General features: G+C 64.3%; 14 protein-coding genes. 8 read left to right on the top strand and 6 right to left on the bottom strand.

The features are described from left to right. Nucleotides 1-58 precede the first annotated feature (58 nt). Nucleotides 59-469, bottom strand: a complete 411-nt coding sequence (locus E3O48_RS01910; protein ID WP_134537136.1) for a metalloregulator ArsR/SmtB family transcription factor — start codon at nucleotides 467-469, stop codon at nucleotides 59-61. A 372-nt stretch (nucleotides 470-841) separates the two neighbouring features. Between E3O48_RS01910 and E3O48_RS01905 the strand changes: the two genes are divergently transcribed. From E3O48_RS01905 to E3O48_RS01895, 3 genes are all read left to right on the top strand, one after another. Beyond that, nucleotides 842-1,891 (top strand): permease, encoded by a 1,050-nt coding sequence (locus E3O48_RS01905; protein ID WP_134537135.1) that lies wholly within the window; start codon nucleotides 842-844, stop codon nucleotides 1,889-1,891. Nucleotides 1,892-1,917: 26 nt separating this feature from the next. Next, nucleotides 1,918-2,160, top strand: a complete 243-nt coding sequence (locus E3O48_RS01900) for a thioredoxin family protein (protein ID WP_134537134.1) — start codon at nucleotides 1,918-1,920, stop codon at nucleotides 2,158-2,160. 99 nt (nucleotides 2,161-2,259) lie between these two features. Next, entirely contained in the window at nucleotides 2,260-2,694 is a 435-nt protein-coding gene (locus tag E3O48_RS01895; protein ID WP_134537133.1) for an OsmC family protein, read from the top strand. A gap of 7 nt (nucleotides 2,695-2,701) precedes the next feature. Here E3O48_RS01895 and trxB read toward each other — a convergent pair whose 3' ends face one another. From trxB to arsB, 4 genes are read right to left on the bottom strand one after another with little or no spacing between them, the layout of a single operon-like run. Further along, nucleotides 2,702-3,679: a thioredoxin-disulfide reductase gene (gene trxB, locus E3O48_RS01890; RefSeq protein WP_134537132.1), complete on the bottom strand. Its 978-nt coding sequence runs from the start codon at nucleotides 3,677-3,679 to the stop codon at nucleotides 2,702-2,704. 2 nt (nucleotides 3,680-3,681) lie between these two features. Then, on the bottom strand, nucleotides 3,682-4,341 hold the full coding sequence (locus E3O48_RS01885; RefSeq protein WP_134537131.1) for an arsenate reductase ArsC: 660 nt from the start codon (nucleotides 4,339-4,341) through the stop codon (nucleotides 3,682-3,684). 12 nt (nucleotides 4,342-4,353) lie between these two features. Then, on the bottom strand, nucleotides 4,354-4,764 hold the full coding sequence (locus E3O48_RS01880; RefSeq protein ID WP_134537130.1) for an arsenate reductase ArsC: 411 nt from the start codon (nucleotides 4,762-4,764) through the stop codon (nucleotides 4,354-4,356). 56 nt (nucleotides 4,765-4,820) lie between these two features. Then, nucleotides 4,821-5,933: an ACR3 family arsenite efflux transporter gene (gene arsB, locus E3O48_RS01875; RefSeq protein ID WP_134537129.1), complete on the bottom strand. Its 1,113-nt coding sequence runs from the start codon at nucleotides 5,931-5,933 to the stop codon at nucleotides 4,821-4,823. Nucleotides 5,934-6,046: 113 nt separating this feature from the next. Here arsB and E3O48_RS01870 point away from each other — a divergent pair, with 113 nt between their 5' ends. The 5 genes from E3O48_RS01870 to E3O48_RS01850 all read left to right on the top strand — a co-directional run bounded on the left by E3O48_RS01870 (nucleotide 6,047) and on the right by E3O48_RS01850 (nucleotide 10,324). Beyond that, nucleotides 6,047-6,394 carry a metalloregulator ArsR/SmtB family transcription factor gene (locus E3O48_RS01870; protein ID WP_134537128.1) on the top strand — a complete coding sequence of 116 codons (348 nt, stop codon included), beginning with the start codon at nucleotides 6,047-6,049 and terminating at the stop codon, nucleotides 6,392-6,394. Nucleotides 6,395-6,944: 550 nt separating this feature from the next. After that, entirely contained in the window at nucleotides 6,945-7,325 is a 381-nt protein-coding gene (locus E3O48_RS01865) for a VOC family protein (RefSeq protein WP_134537127.1), read from the top strand. A gap of 566 nt (nucleotides 7,326-7,891) precedes the next feature. Further along, a complete protein-coding gene (locus E3O48_RS01860) occupies nucleotides 7,892-8,098 on the top strand; it encodes a hypothetical protein (RefSeq protein WP_134537126.1) in 207 nt (68 codons plus the stop codon). Between the two features lie 132 nt (nucleotides 8,099-8,230). Further along, on the top strand, nucleotides 8,231-8,428 hold the full coding sequence (locus E3O48_RS01855; protein ID WP_134537125.1) for a hypothetical protein: 198 nt from the start codon (nucleotides 8,231-8,233) through the stop codon (nucleotides 8,426-8,428). 120 nt (nucleotides 8,429-8,548) lie between these two features. Beyond that, nucleotides 8,549-10,324 carry a bifunctional diguanylate cyclase/phosphodiesterase gene (locus E3O48_RS01850; protein WP_134537124.1) on the top strand — a complete coding sequence of 592 codons (1,776 nt, stop codon included), beginning with the start codon at nucleotides 8,549-8,551 and terminating at the stop codon, nucleotides 10,322-10,324. 21 nt (nucleotides 10,325-10,345) lie between these two features. Here the strand turns inward: E3O48_RS01850 and E3O48_RS01845 are convergent, their stop codons facing one another. Further along, nucleotides 10,346-11,575, bottom strand: coding sequence for a hypothetical protein (locus E3O48_RS01845; RefSeq protein ID WP_134537123.1), 1,230 nt, complete (start codon nucleotides 11,573-11,575; stop codon nucleotides 10,346-10,348). Nucleotides 11,576-12,199 lie beyond the last annotated feature (624 nt).

Here is a 12,199-nt window from a genome sequence, read left to right as displayed (position 1 = left end):
GGTCGTTATATCGATGAATGTCAATCTATGGCGTTGGTCCCCAGCGCGGCGGGGTGGTTCAGCTAACGCCAACCATGCAGGAGCGAGCTTCCTGATCGGGGGACGGCTGTGCCCAGGTGCCGGTGTCGAGGGTTCGGGCGATGGCGTGGATGGCCTCCGGGACGACGCGGTAGTGCACGCTCATCCCGTGACGTTCCTTGGTCAGAATCCCGCTGGTCTGCAGCTTCTTGAGGTGGTGGCTGACAGTGGGCTCGGACAAGTTCACAATCGGGGCCAGGTCGCAGGTGCAGGCTTCCTGGTTCGGCTGGGCCAGGAGGTAGGCGAGCAGCTGGAGGCGCACCGGGTCGGCCAAGGCCTTGAGGCGAACCGCGAGGGCGATCGCATCGTCCAGGTCGAGCGTGGGGCTGTTCCCCAGCGGACCGCAGCAGATCGGCGATACGTCATCGAGGAGCGGCAGCGTTTTGGGCATGCGATCAGTCTGCCACCTTCTTGACACATATCAAAGAGGTGGTCATACTTTGAATTAGATAAACGTCGAATAGTTCGGTGTTTCGTGAAGGAGGAACTCATGAACAGTTGTTGTGGTGGATCGGGTGCGACAAGCACTGCCGCGCCAGAGAAGGAACTCGCCGCTGCGGGTGGGTGCTGCGGTTCCGAAGGAAAAGCTGACAACGCTGCCGGCTGCTGCTCGTCCAGCGGTGAAGCGACCAGTTCGCCCGTCGGCGAGAAAGTGGCTTGCTGCTAACAGGTAGAACCGGCATGGGGCACCTCGGCTCGATGTGGAGGGGTCCCACGCCTGGACCCAGCGTTTCAATTCAGGTTTCCTAGTCGAGGAGTAGTTGTGAGCATCGCCGAACGGATACCGACCACCACGCGTGGCCGGGTCGGAATCCTGGCCGCGGGGGTGGGCCTCTGGGCCTTGGCCTACTGGGTCAACGAGTGGCTCTGGGACGTGGTGCTCTACGACGCGTTCGGCCTCGACCCCGAGAGCCGGGTCACCGAGACCATCCATTTCTTCATCTACGACTCGTTGAAGATCCTGCTGCTGCTCGCCATCATCATCTTCGCTTCCACTGTGCTCCGCTCCTTTATGAGCGTCGAGCGCACCCGGGCCTTCCTGGGCGGCAAACGCGAAGGCGTCGGCAACGTCCTCGCCGCCGGCCTCGGCGTGATCACCCCGTTCTGCTCCTGCAGCGCCGTGCCCGCATTCATCGGTTTCGTCGCGGCCGGCGTTCCGATCGGCGTCACGATGAGCTTCCTGATCGCCAGCCCCCTGGTCAACGAAATCGCCATCGGCCTGCTGTTGACCCTGTTCGGCTGGCAGATCACCGCCCTCTATGTGGTGTCGGGCCTGCTGATCGCGATCGTGTCCGGCTGGATCCTCGGACGCCTGCATGTCGAAAAGTGGGTGGAACCGTTCGTGTTCGACGTGAAACTCGGCGGCGAGCTCATCGATCCCTCCCTCGGTCTGACCTTCGGGCAGCGGATGCAGATGGGCGTCGAAGAGGTCAAGTCCATCATCCAGAAGATCTGGATCTACCTGCTGGTCGGCATCGGCCTCGGCGCCCTCATCCACGGCTGGGCTCCGGCTGATTTCTTCACCACCTACGCCGGACCCGACAACCCCTTCGGCGTGCTGATCGCGGTCTTCATCGGCATCCCGCTCTACTCCAACGCCGCCGGCATCATGCCCCTGGTCGCCGCCCTCTACGACAAGGGCCTCCCGATGGGCACCCTGCTCGCCTTCATGATGGCCGTCGTCGCCCTGTCGCTTCCCGAGATGATCCTGCTCCGCCGGGTGCTGAAACCGCAGTTGCTCGCCATCTTCATCACGACCACCGGCCTCGGCATCGTCGCCGTCGGCTACCTCTTCAACGCCATCCTGGCCTAACCCCACTCCTGAAAGAAACCACCCCCATGATCATCAAGATCCTCGGACCCGGCTGCACCAACTGCAAGACCCTGACCAAGGTCACCACCGCCGCCGTCGCAGAGCTCGGCCTGGACGCCACCATCGAAAAGGTCGAAGACTACGCCGCGATCGTCGGCTACGGCGTGATGAGCACACCCGCCCTCGTCATCAACGAGAAGGTCGTCGTCTCCGGCCGCGTCCCGACGCCGCCCGAAGTGCGCAGGTTCCTGACCGCCGCCGCGAAATAGCCGAGATTCATGCCGCTGCGCTGGCCGGGTGAGCCCGATCCAGGTGCCCGTGCGGTGACGGCCAACTGGTGAGAGATTGAGCACGAGAAGGGAAAGACTATGACCACCCCACCGAAGAGCTATCGTGTGCACGGCCAAAGCGTTTCCGGCGTTGCCGCCTCGATCGACGCGGGCAATCACCGCATCCCCATCGACGCCACCTGGGCAGCCGAGGAGCCGTCCGGGCTTCCGGGGCCCGCCGAACTACTGGCCTCAGCGTTCGCCGCCTGCTTGCTCAAAAACCTCGAACGGGCCAAGGCCATGATGCCGTTCGACTACGAGAGCGCCGAAGTCGACGTGAAATCACGGCGCCAGGATGCCCCGCCGAAATTTGTGGAGATCGAGTACGAAGTCCGCATCGTCACCGCCGAAGAGCAGCGACGAGTGGAACTGCTGCACCGAAATCTGAGTCAATTCGGCACCGTCTTCAACACCCTCGCCGCGGCCTGCAACGTGCATGGCACCGTGGTCGCCGTTCCACCGAGCCCCCACTAGCGGCGACTTACACCTTTTCAGCGGCAGGTGCGGTGTCGTGGCGGGGGTATTCGGCGAGCCCTGCAGCTGAGAGATAGTGTTCGGCATCCAGAGCAGCCGCACAACCCGTACCGGCGGCCGTGACCGCCTGACGATACCGCCGGTCAACAAGATCCCCGCAGGCGAACACGCCCGGCAGATTCGTGTCGGTGCCCGGGTGACTGACCTGCACATACCCGTCCGGGTCAAGGTTCACCTGGCCGGCGACGAGGTCGCTGCGGGGGTCGTGCCCAATAGCGATGAACAGTCCCGTCGCATCCAACGTGGAAATCTCAGCGGTCACGGTGTCCCGCAGTGTGAGGCCCGTGAGAGCTTCGTCCCCGGTGGCCGAAACGACTTCGCTGTTCCAACGCGGTTTGATTTTCGGATTGGCCAGGGCGCGCTCCTGCATGATCTTCGAACCGCGGAAGGCGTCCCGGCGGTGCACGAGAGTCACCGAGTTGGCGAAGCGGGTCAGGAACATGGCTTCCTCGAGTGCGGAGTCCCCGCCGCCGACAACCGCGATGTCCTGCCCGCGGAAGAAGAACCCGTCACAGGTCGCGCACCAGGACACGCCGTGCCCGGTGAGGCGATCTTCACCCTCCACGCCCAGCTTCCGATACGCGGACCCCATCGCCAGGACCACGGCATGCGCCTGGTACGTGGCGCCCTCGCCGGTCGTGACCGTCTTGACCAGGCCGGTCAGGTCCACGGTGACGGCGTCGTCGTAGACCAGGCGCGCGCCGAAGCGTTCCGCCTGTGCCCGCATCTCTTCCATCAGGTCTGGACCCAGGATGCCGTTGCGGAATCCGGGAAAGTTCTCCACCTCGGTGGTGGTCATCAGAGCGCCACCCATTTCGACGGAGCTGGTCAGCACGATCGGGGAGAGCCCCGCCCGTGCCAGATAGGTCGCGGCCGTATACCCGGCCGGGCCGGAGCCGATGACAATGACGTTCTCGATGCTCATGGTCACTGGTCCTGGGGTGCGAGGGTGCCGAGCAGCCGCTCGACCCGGGCCTTGATCTTGTCGCGAATCACACGGACCTCCTCAAGAGTCAGGCCGGCCGGGTCCGTCAACGCCCAGTCTTGGTACGTCTTCCCCGGGTAGACCGGGCAGGCGTCCCCGCAGCCCATGGTGATGACGACGTCGGCGGCCTGCACGACATCGTCGGTGAGGGGCTTCGGGAACGCTTCGGTGAAGTCGAGCCCGATCTCGGCCATCGCTGCAGCGACCGTGGGATTCACCTCACGTGACGGGGATGAACCGGCCGAGCGTACGTGCACGGAACCGCCGGAGAGAGCGTTGGTGAACACGGCCGCCATCTGCGACCGACCCGCGTTCTGCTCGCAGACGAACAACACCTCGGGCACCGGGTGCGCGATCGCGCCCTTGGCCTGCGCCAGGGCAGTCAACCGGTCCGTGGCGAACCGGATCGTGTTAGTGGCCAGATGCGCCTTCACCGTCGACGTGCGCAGCAACGCCGTATAGGACTCGAGCACATAGCGTTCGACCGTTTCGGCGCCGAAGACGCCCGCGAACTTCACGGTCAGGTCGCGGGCGAGACGCTTCAGGTATTCCTCGGGATACGTCAGGCCCGGTAGCGACCGGCGGGCGCTGGTGTCGCTCATTGTGCGCCGGCCCTAGACCGCGGCGGGGAGGATCTCGGCGAGCAGGGCCTGGATGCGGCCCTTGATCTCATCGCGGATCGGGCGCACGGACTCGATGCCCTGGCCGGCCGGGTCGGCGAGTTCCCAGTCCTCGTAGCGCTTGCCCGGGAAGATCGGGCAGGTGTCGCCGCAGCCCATGGTGATCACGACATCCGATTCCTTGACGGCCTCGGTGGTGAGGATCTTCGGCACGTTGTTGGCGATGTCGATGCCCTCCTCGGCCATGGCCTCGATCGCGACCGGGTTGATCTGGTCTTTCGGGGCGGAGCCCGCGGAGAGCACCTCGACGCGGCCCTGGGAGAGGGCCGTCATGTAGCCGGCGGCCATCTGGGAGCGGCCCGCGTTGTGGACACAGACGAAGAGAACGGTGGGCTTGTCACTCATGCGTGGTCATTCCTTCTTGATTTTCTGGGGGCGTGCATCGGATTCGTGAGAAGAGACTAAACCCGGTCCGAGACCGGTTGTGAGGCAGCGACGGTTGCCTGCGGCGTGGTCCCCGGGAACAGTCGGGGCCGCAACCAGAGGGCCACGTAGACGAGGGCGACCAGCGCGGGGACCTCGATCAGCGGGCCGACGATGCCGGCCAGGGCCTGGCCGCTGGTGGCGCCGAAGGTGCCGATGGCCACCGCGATGGCCAGCTCGAAGTTGTTTCCCGCGGCGGTGAACGCCAGCGTCGTGGTGCGCTCGTAGGACAGACCGATCAGCTTGCCGAGAAGGAAACCGGTGAGGAACGTCACCGCGAAGTACACGAGCAAAGGCAGAGCGATGCGTGCGACGTCCAGCGGGCGGTCGATGATCTGCCGGCCCTGCAGAGCGAACAGCAGAACAATCGTGAACAGCAGGCCGTACAGGGCGAACGGGCCAACCTTCGGCAGGAACCGGCTCTCGTACCAGGCGCGGCCGCGGGTGGCCTCGCCGATCCGGCGGGACAGATAGCCGGCCAACAGCGGAATGCCGAGGAAGACGAGGACGCTGGCGGTGATCGCCCAGATCGAGAACTCCGCGCTCGTGGTCGACAGCCCGAGCCAGGCCGGCAGCACCTGGAGGTAGAACCAGCCCAGGGCACCGAATGCGAACACCTGGAAGACCGAGTTGACGGCGACGAGGAACGCGGCCGCCTCTCGGTCACCGCAGGCGAGCTCGTTCCAGATCAGGACCATGGCGATGCAGCGGGCGAGGCCCACGATGATCAGGCCGGTGCGGTATTCAGGCAGGTCGGGCAGGAAGATCCAGGCGAGGGCGAACATCAGGGCGGGGCCGATGAGCCAGTTCATCACCAGCGAGGAGATCAGCAGCCGCTTGTCCCCGGCGACCGCTCGCGCATCCGAATAGCGCACCTTCGCGAGCACCGGATACATCATGACCAGCAGCCCGATCGCGATCGGCACGCTGACCGACCCGATCGTGAAGGCGCCGAGGGCGTCACCGACGGCGGGAGTGAAGACCGCCACCAGCAGCCCGCCGCCCATCGCCGCGAGGATCCACACCGGCAGGAACCGATCGGTGAATCCCAGTCGCGCAGGTGACGTGGTCTGTGGTGCAGGGGAAGACATGAGGCTCCGTAAATGTCCGTGACGTGTGGATCAATGACGAAAAATGGACGTGCGTCGATGTGAAGTCTTTCCAATACATCGATGAATGTCAATTTATGGGGGATACTGTTCACATGTCGTTCACCGACCTCGTTCCCGCCCCGACTACCAGCTGTTCACAGGCCCCAACGCGCGAGTCGATCGGCACCGACACCGCCAACACAATGGCCATTTCGTTCAAGGCTCTGGCCGACCCGACACGGCTGCGTCTCGTGTCCATGGTGACCGCTCACGCGGAAGGCGGGGCCTGCATGTGTGATCTCACTGAGCCACTCGGACTCAGCCAACCAACCGTGTCCCACCATCTCAAGGTTCTGGTGGAAGCCGGCATCCTGCACCGCGCAAAACGCGGGACCTGGGCCTACTACATCCTGGTTCCGGGATCCCTGGATTCCATCGCCGCCCTGCTCTCAAAAATCTGAAGTCACTCCGGGAGCAACTCCCGACCGGATTCTCGTCTTCATGAGCGGTCCGCGGGCGGGCCGAACCGGACCAGCTCGTTGGACGGACGTCTACGGACGCAGATTCGGCGCCAATTCGTCGAAATACCGAAGTCGTGAGGGAGTGGCGATCGGGAACCTTCAGCGGACCGGGCGATGATACGGGCTCACCCGCGTGCCCGGGTGGATTAGCGGCAGAGGAATCACCAACTGTCGGGATCTCGTCACCGCGTGTTTCAACCGGTGGGCGTATGGTGCTCCCAGCACGGTTGCGAGACACGGACGCGCCCTCAATTTGGGTTCCGCCTACCTGTATCCGACGACGCCAATCGTGTCCATAATGGCGACATGAATGCTGTGGAGACTCTCGATCCGGTCGCCACTCACACCGCGCCGAGGAACTCCCCAGTAGCTGTCCCGGCCCGTGGCCGAAAAGCCAGTGGTCGGTCCCAGAAGAGAATCGGTAAATCCGCCGTGCGGGCACTGCCGTCAGGGCGAGTCCCTCTATCAATGCCAAGAAGGAGAAATCAGCATGCTTAAGGAACTTGACATCATCGCCGTCCTTCCAGCGAAGAACATGGCCAGAGCCAGAACCTTCTATCGGGACGTGCTTGGGCTCGAGCCCGCGGTCGCAATGGATGAGGAGAACCTCATGTACCGATGCGGAAACGGAACGGCCTTCCTGCTCTACAAGACCGACAACGCCGGCACCGCAAAGAACACTCAGATGGGTTGGGGAACCGACGACATCGCTGCAGAGGTCAAGGAACTCCAAGGTCGCGGCATCGTCTTCGAGGAGTACGACTTTCCTGGCCTCAAGACTGAGAATGGCATCGCAGCAACCCCGGTCGGGAAGGCTGCTTGGTTCACCGATAGCGAGGGCAACATTCTCAACATCTTCCAGCGCAATTAACCCCAACACTCCGCGTTCAGCAGACGTCGACGAGCCTGCCCGTAGGTATTGGCAGACAATTTCCCGGCTGAAGCAACTGGTCTGGCCTGGGATCCGATGCTGACCGTCTCGCCCGAGCACGGGCAAGGACCTGTACAAATTCCACGGATCCGGAGGTCCGCGAGTAGCGATCCCAGATCGGTTCCGGCCCAACGCGCGTAGGCGCGACCACGCCGCCTTCTGGTTCAACCTTGCCGACCAGTGGAAAGGTCGTGGCGTGACCATGACGTTTAGCCTCAGAGTGCCGGAAGCGGACGAGCACCTCGACGCTCTTGCCGCCCGCCGTGACGGGATGCTTTCCGCAACCGCGCACGCTCTGGTTCGGATGGGGCCGAGAGAGGGCAGCTGCGGACGTGTACGCGGCGGCGTCTCGTGAATCGGAGCCGGCGGGCGACACGGACAATCGGTCACTGCGGTCTTCCCGGCGAATTTGAGAGTTGCCGAATGTATCCTGCGAGGGGACTTGGAAAAGAGGAATCATCATGATCACTGGTCGATCGCGAACTCGCACCCGAGAGGACCTTCACGTGGTCGCCCTGTCCGAGCACGAGTGGAGGATCAGTGACCGCAGGATCGCGACCGACAATGCGCTGTCCCTCGTGGGCTTCATCGACAAGAACCGTGGCGCCTACGAGGTCATGGAATTTGTGGATCCCGTCGAATACGCCCGGTTCACGAGTCTGGAGGCCGCGATCTCATATTTCGTCACTGCAACTCCGGACGCCGCGTACTGAGAGCATCGCCGCCAGCCCTGGTTACGCACTCTTCATCGTGTGTTCTCCGAATGGACCCTCGTCGACGGGCCAGGGGGATCAGGCTTGTGGTGCGGAAGACATCCGCAGGCGCAGGGGAGCTGAGGGACGTCGATGGATCACAGTCAGCTCTTCTCAGTCGTCATGGCGGGCCCTGCCCTGTGGGAAGTCCGTCATGAGGTCACGAATGAATTGGCGGGCATGATCCAGCGCACACCGCGAGGATTCCTGCTACAGAATGACCAAACGCAGGCGATCGGCAGTTTCGGCTCGATCAGCAGCGCACTCGAGGGCCTGTACGAGGTGGCGTGATTCGTCGACGGCGCGGTGGGGGCTGCCGACGGCGCTGCCCAGGGGGTCGGGCGGCTGAACAGTCGGCGAACTCCGGCGCGGGGAATTGGGCCAGGGACCTGAATCGGGTATCGATGAAGCATGAGCACCATTCTTGGCACCGATGTCGGCCGCGACAATCGGGTCGTCTGTCTGGCGGACCTGGCGACGGGCGTCCAGGTGATTTCCGCGGCGACGCCGGTGACGGAGATCGACCGGGTGTTTCGCGCGGACCGTCAGCTTCGTTCGCTCGTCGTGCACGACGATGGCGTTCATTCCCTATTGTCCCGGGAGCAGGTGGAGTTCACCTTGACCGGGCGGCTGGGCTACGGGCGCGGCCTGCATGCCCGGTCCACGGCCAGGCAGATGGTGCCGGAGAAATCCTTCTTCCTGCCCGGCACGATGACCCTGGCCACCGCCGCGCAGCGCGTGCTGGAACTGCCCGAGGGCAACCGTTATCGTGACGTGCTCGTGCTGACCGACGATGGCCCACGGGTCGTCTCGGTGTCCCAGATCTTCGAACGGTTGTCGGCGGATTTCCGGTATGCCGCGTTGCACGATTCGTTGACCGGGCTGCCCAATCGACGGCAGCTGGAGGAGCGTGGCAGCGCATCGATCGAGGATGCCGGCGACATCACCCGACTCGGGGTGCTCTACATCGACCTCGACGGTTTCAAAGCCATCAACGACACCTTCGGACATCAGACCGGGGACGAGCTCCTGGTCGGCTTCGCAGAACGGCTGCGCCACGTCATCCGCCCGACGGATGTGCTCGCCCGCCTGGGCGGCGACGAGTTCGCGGTTCTGCTGGTTGACGTGGATGAAGGGCAGCTTCGCGCCATCGCCGACCGGGTCGTGCTCGGCGCATCGGTCCCGTTCGTCTGCGACGGGCACCTGCTGCACGTGTCGGCGTCGGTCGGCATCGCGATGGCCGGTGATGTCGCCGCGGAACAGGAGCTGAGCCCGCTTGATGCGCTGCTGCGCCACGCTGACGGGGCGATGCTCAAGGCCAAGCAGGCCGGCAAGCGCCAGGTCGCGCGTCTGGACGGGCATGGCGAGGCCGCGCCGATCGTGCGGAATGCGCTGATCCGACGTCGGCTGCCCGAGGCGTTCGAGACTCGCGCGTTCAGCTTGCACTATCAGCCGCAGTTGGACCTGGCCAGCGGCGACTGCTCAGCCGTGGAGGCGCTGCTGCGCTGGACCGACCCGGTGCTGGGCGCGGTGTCGCCTGCGGAGTTCATCCCGATCATGGAACTGTCGGGCGACATCCACCGCATCGGACAGCGAGTCATCAACGAGGTCTGCGCCCAGGCCCGGACCTGGCTGGATGCGGGAACCCCGCGCCGGGTCGCGGTCAACGTGTCTCCCCTTCAACTCGCGGCGCGCACCATTGTTCCCGAGCTCCTGGACGCCCTGACCCGGCATGGCGTTCCCCCCGCACTGATCCAGGTGGAGATCACCGAGGGCGCCGCGATCACCGACCTGCCCCGGGCGATCGGGCAACTTGAACACCTCCGCCAGGCCGGGATCAGCATCGCCCTGGACGACTACGGCACCGGCTTCTCCTCCCTCGCCCTGCTGCGCAGCCTGCCGCTGACGACGGTGAAGATCGACAAGACCTTCATCGACCACATCGATTCCTCGCCCGCCGACGCCCTGCTCGTGGGCGGGATCATCGACACCGCACACGCCCTCGGGCTCACGGTCACGGCCGAAGGCGTCGAACGCCCCTGCCAACTCCAGTTACTGCGCGATCTGGGCTGTGACGCGGTGCAGGGCTATCTCATTTCGCGGCCTGTTGCACCGGACGATCTGCCTCCCACCCCGATCTCCGACGCAGCCGCGCCGAATGACTTCGGCGGACCGAGACCGGCCTGATCGCCTGAGTCAACCGTCGAATCAGGATGTGCGCAGGAGGGACGTCGGGTCCCGTCTCATGGACACCGGGTACTCGGTGGTGGGCGTTCCGATGCGAACGAGCATCTGGATCGTTTGGCCGTGAGGCGCGAACTCCGCGTGGATCGCCGCGTACGGAGCAGCCATCGTCGGGTATTCCTGCAGGACCTGGCTCAACGGTTGCATCACCAAACCGAGCGTGCGGGCGTGGAGGGAGAACTGCGCGTAGAGAATCCCGGCCTCGACCTGTTCCGTGCGAGTGTTCCCGGGCGTACTGATCAGTGCGTAGGCGGCCGTGTGTTCGATACCAGCCTTAGTGAGCGCGATCGCATTCTTCGCCCCGGCCGCATCGTCGTTCAGGGCGGGTACGACGGCGATCAGGCCCTGGAGGACATACTTCATGAATCCGCTGGTACCCTGTCCCTCAACGGCGAATCCCGAACGTGCCTCGTTCTTGGCTTGCTCCGAACCGTGGAACACCGCGTCGCTCTCCTTGGTCGCCGCGACGTTGCGAGTCTCGATGCGGGTTCCCTCGACTCCCAAATTGCCGAGCGTTGCCCTGTCCTTCCGGTCGCTGAGTATCGCGAGACTCGCCGAGGAGTTCTCGGCGACCCTGGTCAGCCCATCCGTCTGCGCCTGGGTCACGGGCGCCGCGGTGTACGGTGACCGGTTCGTATCGGACAAGAACAGGGAGGCATAGTCGTCCGTCGTCGCGGAGGGATCACTCGCCAGGGTGATCCGCGCCACCGGACGCTGGCTCATCGACTTCGTCAGGTCCGCCTCGTCATAAGTGCCGTCCGGGAACAACTCGAACGCCGCCGAGTACCCGAGCTTCTTAGCGGCGATCCGCAGGTAGGCCAGGAAGGTGCCCTGCGAGACCAGAGTTTGCCGTGCGAGCGGATCTACTGCCGGAGTGAGACGGCTCGGATCTGCGTAGAGGTAGAGCACGCGGGCATCGGCCGTGTCGAGGCGAACGTTCCACGGTTGCATATTGTGTCCGCTCGGCGCCAACACGGCATGGGCGACGACCTGCATCCGAATGTCGGTGAACTGCTGGTAGTAGGTCGCGCCCCACGGCTGGAGGTAGGTCGCGGGAACGAAGATTCCACCCACGGTGAGGATCGCGCCGAGCCCCACCCCGAGCACGGCGGCCACCGACCCGATCGTGATGAAGACGATTCGTCGGGCGCGGGGTGCGCGCCGAATAGTGCGATGAGAAACAAGGGGATTCACGGTCGGACTTTCTGGATTGTCGAGGCGGCGGGGATCGACACAACCAACCACGATCTGGCGCCGGTGTTCGCTCGTCGGCGGTCGACCGCGGTGAAGGCACGGGGCGAATTCATGGCTCATCCTGGGGACATCCCCTCACCTCATCGTGCACCCGCGAGGCACAGCATGGAAATCGCGGGGCAGGATCGCCGGACAAATCGCCTGGCAGGGTGCAAGAAATGAGCAGCCCATTGGAAAGTAGCCGTCACAACGCTGCCGAGGTGTCGCCATACCTGACCGGGTCAGGATTTCGTCGCCCCAGGCCCGCTCTGCCAACCGTTTGATCGTGACGATCGGCTCCGACCAGATGCCGCGCTTGTCGTCGGCCCACTCGTCGGGCAGCGGGCCCTCCCATTCGCGCTAGGTGTCGAGGTCGAGCATGACGCTCCAGACGTGGAACGCTCAACGGCCACTGCAGACCGCCAGGTCTCGGAAAGATCGAGAACGAACGGGGCAAGGATGCTGAGCCGTTCCCCCACTTAGGGGCAATACCGTTCAGTTAAGCATTCTCGTGTTACGTTGTGGATATGGCGCGTACAGGGTGGGTGAAACCGGTCTCTGACCGTCGGTTGTCGGATTTAGTGT

The sequence above is a fragment of the Cryobacterium sp. HLT2-28 genome (assembly GCF_004402495.1).
Taxonomy (GTDB): domain Bacteria; phylum Actinomycetota; class Actinomycetes; order Actinomycetales; family Microbacteriaceae; genus Cryobacterium; species Cryobacterium mannosilyticum.
This window is presented reverse-complemented; position numbering and strand designations above follow the sequence as displayed.